Source organism: Microcoleus sp. S36b_A4 (assembly GCF_036700645.1).
GTDB lineage: Bacteria > Cyanobacteriota > Cyanobacteriia > Cyanobacteriales > Microcoleaceae > Microcoleus.
Genome location: NZ_JAUBPI010000055.1, coordinates 25,488 through 42,846 on the forward strand (window position 1 = coordinate 25,488; position 17,359 = coordinate 42,846).

The 17,359-nt window shown below is 47.4% G+C and carries 18 protein-coding genes and 1 pseudogene; 12 read left to right on the forward strand and 7 right to left on the reverse strand.

The features are described from left to right. From QUA03_RS18005 to QUA03_RS18020, 4 genes are all read left to right on the forward strand, one after another. Complete coding sequence (locus tag QUA03_RS18005; protein ID WP_333213627.1) at nucleotides 1-1,143, forward strand: response regulator; 1,143 nt, start codon at nucleotides 1-3, stop codon at nucleotides 1,141-1,143. A gap of 150 nt (nucleotides 1,144-1,293) precedes the next feature. Further along, on the forward strand, nucleotides 1,294-2,124 hold the full coding sequence (locus QUA03_RS18010) for a GUN4 domain-containing protein (protein ID WP_333213629.1): 831 nt from the start codon (nucleotides 1,294-1,296) through the stop codon (nucleotides 2,122-2,124). Between the two features lie 733 nt (nucleotides 2,125-2,857). Next, nucleotides 2,858-3,448 carry a YdcF family protein gene (locus QUA03_RS18015; protein WP_333213631.1) on the forward strand — a complete coding sequence of 197 codons (591 nt, stop codon included), beginning with the start codon at nucleotides 2,858-2,860 and terminating at the stop codon, nucleotides 3,446-3,448. 102 nt (nucleotides 3,449-3,550) lie between these two features. Continuing rightward, the gene (locus tag QUA03_RS18020; protein WP_333213633.1) at nucleotides 3,551-4,168 is read left to right on the forward strand and encodes a GAF domain-containing protein; all 618 of its coding nucleotides are present in this window, start codon (nucleotides 3,551-3,553) and stop codon (nucleotides 4,166-4,168) included. A gap of 267 nt (nucleotides 4,169-4,435) precedes the next feature. Here the strand turns inward: QUA03_RS18020 and QUA03_RS18025 are convergent, their stop codons facing one another. After that, nucleotides 4,436-4,969, reverse strand: a complete 534-nt coding sequence (locus tag QUA03_RS18025) for a hypothetical protein (RefSeq protein WP_333213635.1) — start codon at nucleotides 4,967-4,969, stop codon at nucleotides 4,436-4,438. Between the two features lie 154 nt (nucleotides 4,970-5,123). After that, complete coding sequence (locus QUA03_RS18030) at nucleotides 5,124-5,762, reverse strand: lysophospholipid acyltransferase family protein (protein WP_333213637.1); 639 nt, start codon at nucleotides 5,760-5,762, stop codon at nucleotides 5,124-5,126. Nucleotides 5,763-5,902: 140 nt separating this feature from the next. On the opposite strand from QUA03_RS18030, the gene QUA03_RS18035 reads away from it, so the two are divergent. Further along, nucleotides 5,903-6,037 carry a hypothetical protein gene (locus tag QUA03_RS18035; RefSeq protein ID WP_333213639.1) on the forward strand — a complete coding sequence of 45 codons (135 nt, stop codon included), beginning with the start codon at nucleotides 5,903-5,905 and terminating at the stop codon, nucleotides 6,035-6,037. On the opposite strand, the gene QUA03_RS18040 is transcribed toward QUA03_RS18035, so the two are convergent. From QUA03_RS18040 to plsX, 5 genes are all read right to left on the reverse strand, one after another. Beyond that, on the reverse strand, nucleotides 6,018-6,962 hold the full coding sequence (locus QUA03_RS18040; RefSeq protein WP_333213641.1) for a phosphate ABC transporter substrate-binding protein: 945 nt from the start codon (nucleotides 6,960-6,962) through the stop codon (nucleotides 6,018-6,020). The genes QUA03_RS18035 and QUA03_RS18040 overlap by 20 nt on opposite strands. A gap of 10 nt (nucleotides 6,963-6,972) precedes the next feature. Then, nucleotides 6,973-7,686: a PspA/IM30 family protein gene (locus tag QUA03_RS18045; RefSeq protein ID WP_333213643.1), complete on the reverse strand. Its 714-nt coding sequence runs from the start codon at nucleotides 7,684-7,686 to the stop codon at nucleotides 6,973-6,975. Nucleotides 7,687-8,071: 385 nt separating this feature from the next. Further along, a complete protein-coding gene (gene fabD, locus QUA03_RS18050; protein ID WP_015175203.1) occupies nucleotides 8,072-8,953 on the reverse strand; it encodes an ACP S-malonyltransferase in 882 nt (293 codons plus the stop codon). A gap of 402 nt (nucleotides 8,954-9,355) precedes the next feature. After that, entirely contained in the window at nucleotides 9,356-10,357 is a 1,002-nt protein-coding gene (locus QUA03_RS18055) for a beta-ketoacyl-ACP synthase III (RefSeq protein WP_333213645.1), read from the reverse strand. Between the two features lie 162 nt (nucleotides 10,358-10,519). After that, nucleotides 10,520-11,569 (reverse strand): phosphate acyltransferase PlsX, encoded by a 1,050-nt coding sequence (gene plsX, locus QUA03_RS18060; RefSeq protein ID WP_333213647.1) that lies wholly within the window; start codon nucleotides 11,567-11,569, stop codon nucleotides 10,520-10,522. A 352-nt stretch (nucleotides 11,570-11,921) separates the two neighbouring features. On the opposite strand from plsX, the gene QUA03_RS18065 reads away from it, so the two are divergent. The 7 genes and pseudogenes from QUA03_RS18065 to QUA03_RS18095 all read left to right on the forward strand — a co-directional run. Beyond that, nucleotides 11,922-13,256, forward strand: a complete 1,335-nt coding sequence (locus QUA03_RS18065) for a D-alanyl-D-alanine carboxypeptidase (protein ID WP_333213649.1) — start codon at nucleotides 11,922-11,924, stop codon at nucleotides 13,254-13,256. Between the two features lie 81 nt (nucleotides 13,257-13,337). Beyond that, on the forward strand, nucleotides 13,338-13,622 hold the full coding sequence (rpsP, locus tag QUA03_RS18070) for a 30S ribosomal protein S16 (RefSeq protein WP_333085027.1): 285 nt from the start codon (nucleotides 13,338-13,340) through the stop codon (nucleotides 13,620-13,622). Continuing rightward, the gene (locus tag QUA03_RS18075) at nucleotides 13,594-14,097 is read left to right on the forward strand and encodes a KH domain-containing protein (RefSeq protein WP_333057401.1); all 504 of its coding nucleotides are present in this window, start codon (nucleotides 13,594-13,596) and stop codon (nucleotides 14,095-14,097) included. The genes rpsP and QUA03_RS18075 overlap by 29 nt, the downstream gene beginning before the upstream one ends. 374 nt (nucleotides 14,098-14,471) lie before the next feature. Further along, nucleotides 14,472-15,425: a PhoH family protein gene (locus QUA03_RS18080; RefSeq protein ID WP_333213651.1), complete on the forward strand. Its 954-nt coding sequence runs from the start codon at nucleotides 14,472-14,474 to the stop codon at nucleotides 15,423-15,425. Nucleotides 15,426-15,610: 185 nt separating this feature from the next. Further along, nucleotides 15,611-16,015 carry a ChuX/HutX family heme-like substrate-binding protein gene (locus tag QUA03_RS18085; RefSeq protein WP_333213653.1) on the forward strand — a complete coding sequence of 135 codons (405 nt, stop codon included), beginning with the start codon at nucleotides 15,611-15,613 and terminating at the stop codon, nucleotides 16,013-16,015. A gap of 245 nt (nucleotides 16,016-16,260) precedes the next feature. Next, entirely contained in the window at nucleotides 16,261-17,037 is a 777-nt protein-coding gene (locus tag QUA03_RS18090) for a DUF6816 family protein (protein WP_333213655.1), read from the forward strand. Between the two features lie 24 nt (nucleotides 17,038-17,061). Continuing rightward, nucleotides 17,062-17,253, forward strand: a pseudogene (locus tag QUA03_RS18095) (photosystem II q(b) protein); the annotation flags it as partial. Nucleotides 17,254-17,359: the final 106 nt, after the last annotated feature.

Here is a 17,359-nt window from a genome sequence, read left to right on the forward strand (position 1 = left end):
ATGAGTTATTTATCTGTTCCGAATGCCACAAAAGCTGATCGCATTCTGGTGGTAGACGACGCACCAGATAATGTTTTGTTGGTTCAAACAATCCTAGAAGAAGAAGGTTACGAAATTAGCACGGCGGAAAACGGCTTTTCTGCCTTAAGTCAAATTGAGAAGTCAGCCCCGGATTTGGTACTTCTCGACGTGATGATGCCGGGAATGGATGGTTACGAAGTCACTAAACGCATCCGACAAAATAAGGAATTGCCCTTTATTCCGATTTTGCTGATCACGGCTCACGACAGTGCCAGCGTAGTGCAGGGATTGGACATGGGAGCAGACGATTTCATCCGCAAACCAGTCGAAATGGATGAACTGCTGGCGAGGGTTCGATCGCTCCTGCGGCTTAAACACAGCGTAGACGAGCGCAATTCGATCGCCCTCCAGCGCGAAGATTTTGTCTCCCGACTCGCTCACGACTTGCGGACGCCCCTCGTAGCAGCCGATCGAATGCTAACTTTAATGCAGCAGGGAGCTTTGGGAGAAATTTCTCTTCCCATGCGCGACGCTTTCGGGACGATGGTTCGCAGCAACCAAAACCTGATCGCGATGGTAAATATGTTGCTGGAAGTATATCGCTATGAAGCAGGCCGCAAATCCCTGAGTTTCGCTGCCGTGGACTTGCGCCAGCTTATTACTGAGGTAGCTGAAGAACTAGCTCCCCTAGCGGATGCTAAAGGTTTGTCGGTAAATTTAGACTTGAAAGAAAGTGCAGAAAGTGCACCGATTGCGAAGTATCCGGGCGATCGTCTGGAACTGCACCGCTTGATGACAAATTTAATCGGAAATGCAATTAAATTCACCGACAACGGCTCAATAGATGTCAGCTTAAAAGCTGCTAATTCACCTGCTTATACGAGCTTCAAAAACCAACCGCTGGCATGGGTAATCATAGACATCAAAGACACCGGTGCCGGCATTTCTCCCACCGAACAAGCAAAGTTATTTGAAAGGTTTAGCTCGGGAACTCATAAGAAGTCCAGTACAGGTTTGGGACTACATCTCTGCCGCCAAATAGTCGAAGCTCACCGCGGCACGATCGAGGTAACATCAGAGTTGGGCAAAGGCAGTTTGTTTACTATTCGCTTGCCTTGTTAGAGCGGTATAAATAACTCTAACTTTCGGGTGCTAAAGGCCCACATTACTACAGATAAACTGTAAGTGTAGGGTGCGAACTGCGTACCTAATCGAATTATGGTTAATTTACCAGATGTCATATAATGACTTGGCAACCGAATTGATGGCGATATGTCTAACTGTCCAGTGTGTGGTGCTGAATACTTAGAAGGAAAAGCAGAGTTTTGCTCGATTTGCGGCTGGGATTTGACTCCCTACCCGCAGCGTGCGAAGCCTTCCAAAACTTATTTAAAAAAAGAACAAGTTAGATTGCAGTGGGCAAAAGAAATGTGGGAATTTGCCCGCAATCAACAAAATTTATCAGCTAAATTTGATGAGTTGCAGGGGGAATTGCAGCAAGGCGCGATCGCCCGCACGTACCTTCAATCTCAGTTAGAATGGGTTCTATACCGCCTCGAACAACTAAACCCCGAATTGATTGTCAGCACTCTACTGCGGCTGGAAGACAAAATCGGCGCTATACCTGACAAAACTCCGGCTATCTCCGAAGTGGGGATGGACTACCGCCAACTGACAAAGCTATTAGAAACTGGAAAATGGCGCAAAGCTGATGAACACACTTGGGAAATCTTGCTGCAAATCGCTGTCAGGGAAGACGAAGGCTGGCTGAGTGCAGCCGATATTGACAGTTTTCCTCCTACAGACCTTCGTACGATCGACCGACTTTGGCAACAATACAGCAGCGGGCGGTTCGGGTTGAGCGTGCAGCAGCAGATTTGGGAAAGTACCGAGGCAAATTATACTGAATTTTGCGATCGAGTCGGCTGGCGAGTCAAGGAAAATTGGAAATATTATAGCGAGCTCTCCTTCAACGAAGATGCTCCCCCCGGACATCTCCCCGTCACCGCATGGAGGCAGCGCGCCTGTTACGGTGCTGGTCAACTCACCGCAGCAGAAAACTTTGCCCGCATTGCTGCGAAACTGGCAACTGGCGATCGGTGATCATCCAAAATAAAAAATTCAAAATCGACATTAACTGCTATAATCAAAACGGTTTAGCAACTGGGGCTGTGGCTCAGATGGATAGAGCAAGCGCCTCCTGAAGAATCGGGCACCCTGCGAGGAAACTCTAGGAGTGAATGTGGTCAAATTTGGTGAAACCTAAAGAGTTCGTGGGTTCCTATGACTCTAAGGCAATACCAAGCCAAGCCTGAGTTCAGGGCGATTATGCGATCGCCTATATTGAAATCAGGAAGGTTTAGAGACTAGACGGTCACCACCTAAAAGCTGCAAGCATATGGTGAAGGTATAGTCCAGAGAGTGGGGAAACTCACACAAATCTGAAGCGCTAGGCCGCCGGTTCGAACCCGGCCAGTCCCGTTAAAAACCAAGAAAAATTAAAATCAGGAGGGGAAAGCTTAAGTTTGGCCCCTCTTTTTTGCATATCCGCTAACGAATTCGCCCACAGACGAATACTTGCTGGAAGACGAGGACTTACGCAGAACCTCTCTCTCTAGAGTCCATCTGAAATCTAAAATCTAAAATCCCCCGTTTAAGCCCCCAACATAAGCGTAGAGTCAATCTAAAATCTAAAATCTAAAATCTAAAATCTAAAATCCTATGATCCCCCGACCCTTTTTTAATTTTTAATTTTTAATTCCTGTTAGTGGGCTATACGTGCGGTATTTTTTGTTATGGTTCCTTTGTGAGTTACATAAAATTTTTATAGGTTTAGATGTGGTTAAAAATCAATTCAAACACGCAGCGTTACAAGCGTTTGAACACTTCACGCAGTTTTTGGTTCCTAGTAGGGCTTTTGATGGCGTGCTGGTTTGGCTATCAGCAGGTTAAGAGCGAATTTCAGAGACCCCAAGCTTTGTTAGTTCTAGGTGGGGCTACGGAGCGAGAGGTGTTTGCCGCCAAATTTGCTCAGGATTATCCTGAATTGCCGATTTGGGTGTCGTCTGGGAGCAATCCTGAGTTCGCGGAATGGGTGTTTTCAGAAGCGGGAATTGAGTCCGAGCGCCTGCACTTAGACTACAGAGCGGTGGATACGGTAACAAATTTTACTACCCTGGTAGATGAATTGAAAGCTCAAGGGATTGAGAGCGTGTATCTGATCACTTCTGACGATCATATGCGGCGAGCTCAGATTATCGGCGAAATCGTACTCGGCAGTCGAGGCATTAGTTTTAAGCCTGTGGCAGTTCCGTCTGGGCGAACCCCCGAACCGGTGGAAAAAGCTGTTCGCGACGGCGCTAGGGCTATTCTTTGGCTCACCACCGGTTATACGGGTGCTAACTTCAGCCAAGCCAGAATTGAATAAACAAAGGGAAGGATTAAGCAAGTTTTAGTTTTTTCCATTCCCTCTGGTTTTAAAACTTCTCTTCTATCGCGATTTAAGGAAACGCGAAGATGCTGATGAAAAATGCGTAAAAGAACAGAAGAGAAAAGAAGGAGTAGTTTAAAATTAGTAGATGAACTTCAAAAGCTAAAATTAATGACCGAGCAAATTCTGCCGCAAGTTCTGGATAAAATTTTGAGTGACACCAAAACGCCGGATGATGTTTTTTCCGCTTTGGTGCCGGCTTTAGGCGAGGTGTTAAATTGCGATCGGGTATTTCTCTACCTCCGCAATCCTGAAACGCAAAGGGGCAGAGTACCTTACTGCTGGCGTCGCAACTCGAACTTTCCAGAGATTGGGGACGCGGAATGGAAAAAAGAACCCGAATCTTTAGGGGAAGAAGACCCTTTATTTGCAGCAGCTTTGCGAACTGAACCGTCGATTTTTGTTGAGGATGTTGAGACAGCCAATCCTGAAGTTGTCAACAAAAATTTTGAGGCAAAAGAGTTCGGACATCGAGCTTTGATTCACGCTCACCTTTGTGCTGACGGCTTATTGTGGGGGGTTTTGCAGCCTTGTATGTTCGATCGCCCCAGAGTTTGGACTGACTTCGATCGCCAAGTTATCGCAGCAGTTACAGAAAAATTTTCCCCTTTAGCTGTCGCTTATGTCACCGCATCAGCATCAAAAGATGAGCGATAAAAATCAATAATTTACCTGTAGGCAGCGGGTGGGTAATGAATAAATGTCAAGTTAAGACTAAAACCACGTCTAGGTCGGGGTTTTATCCGAATTTCAATGCCCTTCCCGGCCGAGAAAAGAATGTTTCCTCAATCCCCCCTTTTTTAGTTAGGGGGCATTGAGGAACTAATTTTCAAACAAAAGTCGGGTACTAAATTTGAGCTGATTGTTATCACTAATGGTGAGGTGTGCATCGCCCTAGGGATAGACTTGGTGCACAATTCCTGTTTAAAAAACGCCCCAATTTTGAATACCCCGACTGCTGAAAACCCCTTGGGCCCGACTAATATCATCCTCAGCGCCATCTACTACTACCAAATAATCGCCCGCGTGCAGGCGATCGGTGTAAGTTCTAGCTGTTTCTTCGGGAATTCCCAAGTCAGTCAAGGCCTTCACCACCCCACCGAAAGCTGCCGCTGAGACGCCAGTGCTTGCTACGCTAGCCACCAGTGAGGCGCCCAAAGTGCCCGCTGCAATCATCGGCCCGATTCCGGGAATAGCTAAACTTCCGAGACCCACTAGCACGGTGGCTAAAGCACTATTTGTCAGAGTGTCTGCTACCACTCCTGCTCCTGTGTCTAGATTTTTATCGCCTACCTGAGCGATCGTTTGAGTCTCGCCTACAGACTCGCCTGCCTCCCTAGCAACAACCGAAACTTTATCCATTGGAAACCCGGAAGATTTCAATTCTGTCAGAGCTTGCTCTGCCTCTTCGCGGTTAGAAAACAATCCCAACGCGCGGGTTTGATTGCTTGTTACCATATCTTTCTTCTTATCTCCTGTCCAATTAAACTCAAATTCAAGCCTAATTATTGCGCTTGTTTTCAATCAGTTATATTGATATTTTTCGATGTTTATCTTCAGCATTCATCTATCTGTAGATATAACCTGAAAAACAGCAACAACAGTTATAAAATCAGCGCCCCAAATCGTGCATGGCATTAATCTCGATCGCACATCTTTGAGTCAGCGCTTGCAACTCCTCGCGATCCGACGAACCGGGCGCTTCAATTAGCTTGCCAATTCGCACCGTCAGCGGCACCGGACGCGGCATTCCAGAACCTTTCGACGAAATCGCGTGAGTTCCCCACAAACTAACAGGTAACAGCGGCGCTTTTGCCTTAGCAGCTATCAGCGCAGCACCTAATTTCGGTTCAGTAATTCTGCCGTCTGGCGTGCGAGTTCCCTGCAAAAATACACCCGTCGCCCAGCCGTTTTCCAAAGAGTTGATAGCCGAGCGAATTGCGCTGCGATCGGCACTTTCCCGCTTAACTGGATAAGCACCGTAAAGCGTAATTGCCTGCTTCAAAATAGGAACTTTAAATAACTCTTCCTTTGCCATAAATGCGACGGGTCTCCTCATGCAATTCGACAAAATCGGAGGGTCAAAATCGCTGGCGTGATTGCTGACTACCACCACAGGCCCTTCTGTCGGAACATTTTCTGCACCGTAGATGCGGCCTCGAAAGTACAGGTGCAGCATCGGGCTGACAATTGACCATTTAAATAAATAGTAGAGAAGTAAACTTTCAACTGGTTCGCGACTTTTGCTCACAGAAAAACCTTAAATTTTAAATTACATCGAATATTAGCCTATCAGTTCAGCAATCAAAAAAGTAGCACTACACGGATTTTGACACGGATACACGGATAGGCCAAGCGATCGGACTGTTTAGCTAATTGGCTAAGTTGACTATGATCACTGTATCCGTGTTTATGCGCGTCGTGCTGTTAGATGATTCGGCGGTTGAAACCGCTTTGCAAGCTGGTGTAGCGCCAGAATTTATTCTGGCGAATTCTTTGCAAAGGCTCAATTTCCGGCCAGCATAGCTTTCTGTCCCTCCGAAGAAGTCGCGTAGCCCAAGAAATCCTTAACTGCTTGGCTAGGAGGATTTTTGTAGGCGTAGTACAACTGCCGCTGGTAAGGATAGTTACCAGCATCCGTAGTCGCACCGTTGATTGGAACAACGCGCACCGTTTTCTGATTGACTACTTGAGCGAAAGTCGCATAGCCTATGCCGTTGTTGCCTAAAGCTTGCAGCAGGGGAGTTGTCGCATCTCGATCGAGCGTGGTAATATTTGCCGTCGTGCCAAACTCGCCACCTCGGAGCACTTGTTCTTTAAACGTTTGGTGAGTGCCACTAACTGCGGGTCTGTTAATTACTTTCATCGGGCCCGCCGGGCCGCCGACTTTCGACCAGTCTTGAGTATTTCCCTTAAAAATATCTTGAACTTGAGCCGAGGTTAAACCTCCTTTGAAGGGGTTGTTAATGCCAACTACAATGGCGATCGTATCTAGGGCAACAGGCACCGCTGCCAAACCCTGACCTTGTGGTTGAGCCGTCAAAGGCTGCGATACCGCAGCAATATCGGCTGTTCCTGCCACCAAATCTTGAATTCCCTTTGCAGAACCGTTAGCTTGGGAATCAACTCTAGTGCCAGGAAACTTGGCTTGAAAGCCATTCTTAAGATTGAGGTTGATTGTCACCATACTGGTAGAACCTTGAATCCTGACAGTCGTACCCGCAGGAACAGAAGCTGGAAGCGCAAAGGAACTAGCTGCAACAGGCGAAGAAGCACCGCCGACTACTGGCGCGACGGGAAGTGGGACGACATCGCCTGCAGGTGTGGGAGTGGGGGGATTGTTACTAACATCTTGCGACGCTGGTTTGTTGAGAAAAAAGAACCAACCGCCACCGGCTAGCAAGAGAAATAACAGGATAAAAACTATGGGGGGAGGCCCGCTCTTCGCCATAAAATTGTCCTTAGCTGGGAAGTTCTTTGTTGTTGGAGTCGTCTAACATTTGTAACCTACGATTAACTTCATCGTCTAAGGTCATATTTTCTAATTCGGCCTGAAGTCTTTCTTGGGGGTTCTCAGATATTTCTGCTAAAGCTTGCTGTTTGAGGTTGCGGCCGTGGACGGCGTTTTTGGCTTGCTCAAACTGCGATCGAGCTGAATCTATACTGAGGTCGTTGTTGACTTTGGATATGGCTCCGAGGGCTTCGTTAATCTCTGCCATATCTTTCATATTTTGCATATCGGTTTTGTAAGCTTCCAGCTTCATCCGTTCTCGATTTAGCTTGTCTTTGGAAGCGTTGACGTATTGTTCGGCTTGTTTTACTTGGGATTCTAATTGCGGCAGAATTTGTTCTGTCTGAATTACCTTCGCCATTGCCAAGCGGGCTGCTTCTTCGTTGCCATTGCGCTGGGCTGTGATGGCTTGGCGCTCTACGGTTTGCATTTCCCTAACTTTTTCTTCATATTTCGTTTTGGCGCGCTGGTAGGCTGCAACTTGGGTGGACACTGCTGCTGCTAGCTTTTGCACTGATTCTTGCATGGATCGCAGTGACTCTTCGGCTACCGCCACCGACACCTGGCCGCCGGATTCTACGGGCAGTCCCCACATCCAGTTCCAGGCACCTACTATGGTTCTGCCTGCCTTGTCGCCCATCAACCAGTAAAGGACTTTTTTCATATAAGTAGCAGATAAGCTTGGTTTTTATGCCTAGTGTATATCAGGATTTGTCGATCGCCCCGTCAATCGATTTTAGATTTTAGATTTTAGATTTTAGAATTGAAGCATTGACCCCACGGATAAATTCGGGAGATCCTTTATCGGATACAGGTTTTTTATTTCTGGACGGATGAATCCGGGGGCTTGTATCCTGGATGCTTTCGGTCAGGTCGATCGATTTCTCGATTTTTGATTAATATTGTCTAACTGTCTGGATCGTCTATCCCCAATTTGCAAAACAGGCAATATTCGGATTTGCCTGTTTTGCGATTCGTTTTTGGGCAATCTTCGGATCGATTAACTCTCAATTTTATAACCTGCCGTTTAATAACAGGCTAAAAATAGATTAAGCGGGTAAATCTGCAAAACTGCTAACATTTACCAATGCTAAATCGGGACAAGTCCGTTTGATCAAACCTGTGAGAACTTTGCCGGGGCCAATTTCCACTACCCGATCAATTCCTTGTTGTGGCAATTGCAGGGAAATTTCTCGCCACCGCACGCCTTTGGTCATCTGCTGAGTCAACCGCTGCTTTAAAGTTGCTGCGCTGGTAGTGGCTGACGGTTCTGCGTTCGAGAGCACCAGCATTTTAGCATCGGAAAACCTTGCAGACTTTAAGGCTAGTTGAAACTCGGCAGCCACTGATGCCATCAGGGGAGAGTGAAAAGCACCGGAAACATTCAATTTAACGGCGCGTTTGACTTTGATTTTGGCAAGCAAATCTTCTACTGCTGCGGGCGTTCCAGAAATCACGACTTGTGCTTCGCTGTTGTCGTTTGCCAGCACCACGTCTCGGCTGTATTGAATTTGCAGTTCTAGTTCCTGCCTGTCGAACCCGATCAAAGCCACCATTTGACCGCCGGAGGCAGTGTCCATGAGTTCGGCGCGACGTTTGACTAAGCGTAATCCGGTTTCAAAGTCAAAGACGCCTGCTGCGTAGAGGGCAACATATTCTCCTAAACTGTGACCGGCAACTACCGCTGGTCGATCGCTTTTTTCTCGCACTAAGTCGGCCAAAATACTTTCTACTACGAACAAGCAAGGCTGAGTGTAGAGAGTCCGAGATAGTTTTGCTTCTTCTTTTTGGCAAACTTCCGGGACAGACCAGCCTAAAATTTCTTTAGCGAGCTCAAATTTGGCTTTGGCTGTTGGCAAGTTTAATAAGTCTGCACCCATCCCGATCGCCTGGGAACCTTGTCCGGGAAATACCCATGCTGTTTTAGTCATTTTTCCGGTAATCTGCTAATTGGTGGTTGCTAATTGGTGATTGCAAAAATTCTTTCTTTCCCGCTTCTAAGTTCGCTCGCTGGTATCCGCTATCTTTCGGTTAACGAACTCTCTACTCGCGACTCATAATTCTAACATCTAACTGCGATTTTTACCAGGTTTATTTTTTTTTGCTACTTTAATTTGATTAATAGGCGTAGCACAATTTTCAACCTTCAAACCGGGGAAAGTCGATCGAAGAATAGAGGATGTTCCATTTCAGCACGCCCTTGTCAATAACTGCTGTCCGGCTGGTGCACCGCTGCGAACCTTGCCCTATGTATGGCGTGTTAAAGGATTTGTATTTTACTCGATCGAACTCCCGACAATAACCGGAGCAAGTTTACAGCCGGCCGCCAAATATTACCTTCCCCATTGAAAAATCGCAGCCCCCCAAGTCAAACCTGCACCGAAACCAGCAGCAGCAATAGTATCGCCCGCTTTAACTTTACCCAGACGCACGGCTTCGTCTAAGGCAAGGGGAATTGAAGCGGCTGAGGTATTGCCGTAATTCGCCAAATTGCTGATTACTTTTTCGGGGGGAATCTTTAGCCTTTGGGCAACTGCATCAAGAATCCGCTGATTGGCTTGGTGCAACAACAGCCAGTCAATTTCGGCGACGCTGATATTGGCCCGAAACATAGCTTTTTCTATGACTTCCGGCACTTTTCTCACGGCAAAGCGATAGATTTCTTGACCATTCATTGTGATGGGTTCAAATCCGCCAACTCCGACGCTGACGCCCTCAATTAATTCTTTTGACTCGGCTTTGTAAGCCAAATTGAGAGACGAATTTTGTGTGCCGTCGCTGCGAATTTCAAATCCCAAAAAGGAATCGACTTCTGAAGCTTGCAATACCACCGCACCTGCACCGTCTCCAAATAGAATGCAAGTACCCCGATCCGACCAATTCACCCAGCGAGATAAAATATCTGCTCCGATCAGCAAAACATTTTGATAAACCCCTGTCCGAATGAACTGCGAGGCTGTCACTAAACCAAAAATAAAGCCCGAACAAGCTGCTGTTAAATCAAAAGCCACAGCTTTTGTCGCGCCCAATTGATATTGAATTTTACTGGCAGTGCCAAACAAATCGTCAGGACTCGAAGTCGCCAAAATAATTAAATCGATATCTGTCGGCGAAATTTCTGCCATGGCGATCGCCTTTTGAGATGCCTCTGTGGCTAAATCGCACAAAGAAGTGCGATCGTCCGCCAGCCTGCGGGAACGAATGCCCGTCCGCGCGCCAATCCACTCGTCAGAAGTTTCTACTATCTGACTCAAACCGTTATTATCCAGCGAAACCTGCGGTGTACAAGAACCGCTACCTGTGACGGCAATGCCGAACCCTGATTGCTGCAACATTCCTCTCCATTTATGAGCGATCCATCTAGAAATTAAAAATTAAAAACTCCCAATTAAAATTATTTTTTAAACTTCTGAAATTACTTTTTTTAAGCAAAACAGTTGGTTTAATCTGACATTTTTAATTTTACATTTTTAATTTTTAATTCCTACTTACTGCCTCTAATTCACAGCTTCTTGTTCCAGAGCGCTTTGGTTATTGGACGATCGAATTCGCTCCAGCACTTGGTTGTCAATAGCCTCCTTCGCCAAACGAATGGCATTAAAAATCGAGCCAGCTTGAGACGAACCGTGGCTGATAATGCAAACTCCAGCAACGCCCAATAGCAAACCGCCGCCGTGTTCAACGTGGTCTACCCGCTGCTTGAATCCTTGCAAGCTTTTTTGCAGCATAGGGTCGTTCATTTGATGTTGGAGTCCTTTGACCAACTCTTCCTTAAGCACCTGGACTACGACTTCGCCCACAGCTTCGGCAAACTTCAACAACACGTTGCCTACAAACCCGTCGCAGACAATCACGTCGAATTTCCCCGACAGCACGTCGCGGCCTTCGGCATTGCCCACAAAAGGAATGTTCGGGTTGTCCACCAATAACTGGTGAGTTCGCACTGCGGCGTCGTTGCCTTTAGAAGGTTCTTCGCCAATGTTGAGCAGGCCGATTTTAGGTTCGGCGACGCCCAGCACGCACTGGCTGTAAATAGTTCCCATAAGAGCGAACTGCTCCAAAAATTTGGGGCGGCAGTCCACGTTAGCGCCGACATCGAGAATGAGTACAGAGCTGCCCGGTATCATTGTCGGCAAAACCGCACCGATCGCAGGGCGATCGATTCCGGGGAGCCGGCCCAACCTGAGCAGGGCAGCAGCCATTGCCGCGCCGGAGTGACCGGCGGACACCACAGCATCAGCTTGCTGCTGCTTTACCAAGTTCATCGCTACGTTAATCGAAGCGTTGGGCTTGCGTTTGAGGGCACTCAAAGGTTCTTCGTGCATTTCCACCGCTCCTTCAGAAGGAACGATTTCTAGCTGACCTGTACAGACGCGGCCGATCGCGTCTTGTTGCCGGAGCGAGTCTTCTATTTGCTGCGGGTCGCCCACGAGCAAAATCTCTACGCCTAATTCTTCTTGTGCCTTAAGCGCTCCAGCTACAACCTCGGCGGGGGCATGATCCCCACCCATAGCGTCTATTGCAATTCTTGCGCGTGTCGATCCCATTGACCAATGTTTGAGAAACACTAAAAATTCTACCAGGAAGTCAGGAGCGTGAATCCATAAGTCTGAATAAAGAACTAAAATCCGCTCGCTAGGGCGATCGGACAATTCTTATTTCCGACTACTCTGATAGAACTTGTTTTGTCACTACTTTACTATTTTTGACGGCATATTGAAAAAATCAATGAAATAGTTTACATGACCGCAAGCACTTTAGTCCGGGAACGCCGGATTCATCCGTGGAGCAAGAAAAAAGCTCCCCATCCTCATCACTTGCCCCCGGATTTATCAGTGGGAGCGCTTTCTTCAATTCTTTAATCTCAAATCTCAAATCGATTGACTTTAGGAGTAAAAAATGCTGGATTTATTTAGCTCAGGGATGATGTCTCTGTGGCTGGACATGGCTGGGGTAGGCACTGCCGCGCCTAATGCTGCGTCAGTGCTGGCTTGGCGGGGAGGGATACCCGGGTTAGTGGTGGCCGAAGATTTGGCTTTTGGGCGAATAAATGCGGCAAATCCAGACTTGCCTGCAGAAGCGACAGTGCGGGAATATTTAAAAGAGTTGAAAGACAAAAACCTGATTGATGGAAATCAGGGAATTTGGGTGCAAGCGGGAATGGTGCCACTGGTAAGTCAGCAGGGGAAGACGCTGATGCCTGGGGCTTCGCTGACTAAGATTGCAACTTCTCTGGCGTCGCTGGAGACTTGGGGCCCTGATTATCAGTTTGAAACGCGGTTCCGGGGAACTGGGCCGATTAGGAATGGGGTGTTGCAGGGAGATTTGGTGGTCAGCGGCGGGGGCGATCCGCTGTTTGTGTGGGAGGAGGCGATCGCCGTTGGCAATGCTCTCAATCAAATGGGTATCAATCGTGTGGCAGGGAATTTGGTGGTGACAGGCAATTTTCGCATGAATTATCAGTCCGATCCTTTGGCCGCGGGGGAGATACTGCGGCAAGCTCTTGAGGGTAGCAATTGGCCTGCGGACGTGGTGGCAATGTATTCTAAGATGGCTCCGGGAACTAGAAAGCCGCAAGTAACGGTGGCCGGCAGCGTCATTGCTGAGAAATTTGTGACTTCGGGGCGTTTGCTGCTGAAGCGCCGATCGCTCCCTTTAGCCGAAATTCTCAAGCAGATGAACGTCCACAGTGATAATGAAATAGCTCAGATGCTGGCAGACGATTTGGGCGGGGCAAAAATAGTGCAGCAGCAAGCGACTTGGGCTGCGGGGGTGCCGGAGGAGGAACTTCAATTAGTTAACGGTTCGGGATTGGGAGTGGAAAATCGGATGTCTCCGAGGGCGGCTTGTGGGATGATGCAGGCGATCGGGCGCAACCTTCAGACGACTGGGCTGACGATTGCTGACTTGTTTCCGGTGTCCGGGCGCGATCGAGGAACTTTGGAACACCGACACATTCCGCGATCGGCTGTGGTGAAAACTGGTACTTTGGACACGGTGATTGCTTTGGCTGGAGCCATACCCACGCGCGATCGGGGTTTAGTGTGGTTTGCAATTATTAATCGCGGCACCGATTGGGACTCTTTGAGAGCACAGCAAGATATATTTTTGCAAAAATTGGTGCAGCAGTGGGGAACTGTATCGATTTTGCCAGTAGCAATTACACCGCACATTGACGGCGCCAGACCTGCCTTAGGGGCAGCAAATCGTAGCGATATTTTGGTCGGAGGTTAAGAAATAGGGGTTGAGTTGGGGTTCGGGGAAGGAGCACTGACAAAATAGCTTAGAATTGAAACAAGACTATTGTGCAAGAAGATGATCAAACTGCGATTGAAGAGATACGGGAAAAAACGCGAGACAAGCTACCGGATTGTAGCGATGAACAGTTCTACCCGCCGCGACGGCCGTCCCTTAGAAGAGCTCGGCTATTACAACCCCAGAAATAACGAAACCAGGCTGGATGTTCCAGCGATTGTCAAGCGCCTGCAAGACGGCGCTCAGCCAACTGACACTGTGCGTGACATCCTGAGAAAAGCCCATGTATTTGAACAAGTCGGAGCCGGAGCCAACGTTGAATCCAGCACAGCAACAGTCAGCTAGTCCCAACTATGCTGGACTGGTTAAGTTTTTAATTGGGCCTTTTTTAGAGACCCCAGGCTCTTTGCGGGTTGATTGCGAACTGCACCCGCGCCAATCGCGGGTCTGGGTTAGGCTGGCTTTTGAAGATCCCGACAAAGGCCGGGTTTACGGTAGGGGCGGACGCAATATTCAGGCGATTAGAACTACGCTCGAAGCGGTGGCGCAGACGGCGGGTCAGTCGCTCTACTTAGATATATACGATGGTGAAGCGGGTGATCGCGGATCTGGCCCGCCCAGGGGCGATCGCGATCGCCCGGATCGCGACCGCCCAGATCGCGATCGGCCAGATCGTGGCTCGCGGGAGCCGCGAGGCGACTTCCGACCCCGGACGCCACCTCCGTCGCCGAGTCCCTTAGCTAGCAGAACTCCGAGAGAACAACCTCGCCGTACTAACACACCTACGTTTAGAACGAGCAGAAATACTCCCGGTTATTAGCTAACTGCAGAACCCAGAAAGAATTTTAGATTTTAGATTGCCTGTTGTAGACTTTGTATTACAAGCCCCGTTTGGTTTGAAATTGCCGATTTTGCGATCGGAAACAAATGTAAAATTTAAAATTTCAAATGTCAGCGGCATCAGGTTAATCTAAAATCTAAAATTTCCCATCTAAAATCTAAAATTGCCTGACTTAATAGAAGGGAGATTTGATTTGTGCCTCAAGCACCAAACTCATTTGGGAGCTAAATCTAAAAGACGCCTTAGATACTAGGTAAAACCTAGTAACTGGCGTCTTTTTGTTCGCAAATAGTGACAGGTTGAACGTTTAGTTGTTAACTATTAATTGCTTATTTGGAGGAGCTTATGTTGGCATGAATGAAAAACTAATAATAGAGTTACCGAGCACCCAAAGCGCAATGTCGCTGGCCGGTCATCAAGAAGAAAACCTGAAAATGATCTCTAAGCAAACCGGTGCTAACGTGGTAATGCGAGGGCAAGAACTGCTGATTTCCGGCACAAAAAGTCAAGTAGAATTGTGTCATAAATTAGTGCGATCGCTCTCCGACTATTGGAAATCCGGCAAAAATATTACCGGAGTTGAAATCCAGACGGCACGCCAAGCTTTGGATACCAACCGCCAAGGCGATTTACAAGACTTGCAGCGAGACGTTCTCGCCAGAACCCGCCGCGGCGAAGAAATTAGAGCCAAAACCTTCAAGCAGCGGCAATACGTCCAAGCAGTACGCACACACGATCTGACATTTTGCATTGGCCCTGCTGGTACTGGCAAAACATTTCTAGCAGCTATTTTCGCCGTACAAGCGCTGTTAAGCAAGCAGTACGAACGGCTGATTTTAACCAGGCCAGCCGTGGAAGCTGGCGAAAAATTAGGGTTTTTGCCAGGAGATTTGCAGCAAAAAGTCGATCCATATTTGCGCCCGCTTTACGACGCCCTGCAAGAAATGATCGACCCTGAAAAAATGGCCGATTTAATGGAAAGAGGCTTGATAGAAGTAGCTCCTTTAGCTTATATGCGGGGCCGCACTCTCAGCAATGCTTTCGTAATTTTGGACGAAGCTCAAAATACGACGCCGGCTCAGATGAAAATGGTGTTGACTCGTCTGGGCTTTCGATCGAGAATGGTAGTAACGGGGGATATCACTCAAACAGATTTGCCACCAAACCAACAGTCGGGATTGTCAGTCGCCCAAAACATTCTACGCAACGTTGAGGGCATTGCTTTCTGCGAATTCTCTCAGGCGGATGTGGTACGACATCCTCTAGTGCAGCGGATTGTCGCTGCTTACGAACTGCACGAAACATAGTCAGTAGTCAGTAGTCAGTAGTCAGTAGTCAGTAGTCAGTAGTCAGTAGTCAGTAGTCAGTAGTCATTGGTTGTTAGTGATTGTTGTTTTTAATTACCAATAATCAATGCCCAATGTCCCATGCCCAATGCCCAATGCCCAATGCCCAATTCCAAATACCCAATACCCAATTCCAAAATTAAATTATGCCTAACCTGAAAGAGTTCTTGGAAGCTTGCGAACAATTGGGAACGCTGCGTTTAATCGTGACTAGCAGCGCGGCGGTGCTGGAAGTGCGCGGTTCAATTCACAAGCTGTTTTATGCGGAGTTGCCGAAGGGAAAGTATGCCAATATGCACGCCGAAATATTTGAGTTTCACTTGAATATGGACAAAATTAAACAGGTGAAGTTTGAAACTGGTGAGGCAAAAAGAGGCAATTTCACTACTTATGTAATCCGTTTTCTGGACGAACAAAATGAGGCTGCTTTGAGCGCGTTTTTGCAGTGGGGAAAGCCGGGGGAATACGAACCAGGACAGGTGGAAAATTGGCACGAATTGAAGGAAAAATACGGGGAGGTTTGGGAACCTGCACCTGTTGAGGCTCTTTAAAAGATAGGTTTTTCCACCTTTAAATTGCATATTGGGGGCGGGCAGGATGCCCAACCCCTACTCCCCACAAGCAGAACATTTATTTTTGTGCAACAGGCATCTTGCCTGTTTATGAAAATGGTATAAAATATGATGTTTAACTGATTTGTTGTCTGATTTTTGAATTAATGAACCGCAGAGGGCGCAGAGAAGAGATAAAGAAGAGAAAGAGAGACAGAAAATTAGTTGTTTGAATGTAATTGGGTATGAAGGTAATTTGGAGTTTTTGTCTGGTTTTGGCGGTACTGCTGTGGGGTGGCGTTGCGAGGGCGGGGGTTTTGGGCGATCGCATATCAAGTTTTCCCGATTGGGAAAGCAAGCCTTCTATCGCTGTAGCTAAGGGAGATTTGGTATATCCAGACTGGATGGCGGGGAATTGGGATGTTGCTAGCACTTTGGTAGATTTAGCCTCTCCTTTAGCGCCAAATATTGTCACGCCAGGGTTTGAAAGCAACCGCCAGTATTTGCAGCAGCCGATATTATTTAAAGTGCGATTTCAACCTGAAAAAAATCTTGGGTTAATTTCTAATTATACATTGAAAAAGGCTCAAAAGATTGTAGCCGATCGCACTTTTAACGGTTTGAATATTGCCAAGGCTTATTTAGGCGATCGTGGCGTACTTTCAGTGAAAGTCGATCCGACCAATCCCAACCGCCAAATTACTGTTTTGAAAGGGGAACGCCAATTAATTTCGATTGTTACCAGTCGGGGAACTGAGACGCCGAATCCTCGCGAGTTTGTGTCTACAGAGATTTCTCAGCAGATTTTTCGGGGAGAGTCTGATATTTATTTAAACGAGGTGGAAACTACAACTGCTTATCAAGTTGTTGGAGGTGGGAAAAATGGCGATTCTGCGAGTAAAAGAATTGAGGCGGATCAGGTGACAGCGATTTATTTGTCGCCACAAGACCCGGATTATTTTGCGGCTGGGGGGCATCCTGTGGCTTTGTACCGATATCGGTTGGAGTTGGTGCGGGCATAATTAAACTGTCATCTCGATCTACCTAGCAACTTCAACTTCAACCAATCCATTATCGACTCGCAAGGTCGTGTGATCAATACTTGGGCTGATGTGATTAACCGCGCTAACTTGGGTATGGAAATGATGCACGAACACAATGTTCACAACTTCCCGCTTGATTTGGTTGCTGGCGAAACAACTCCTGTAGCAATGGTTGCTCCTTCTATCAATGGCTAAGTTTTAGCTTTTGATTGACCAATAGCGCTCCTAGGGCGTCGGTTCAGTATTAGGAGTTGACAAAAAAAGGAATTTATGAAATTAGCCAGTGCATGAGTTCGACTCT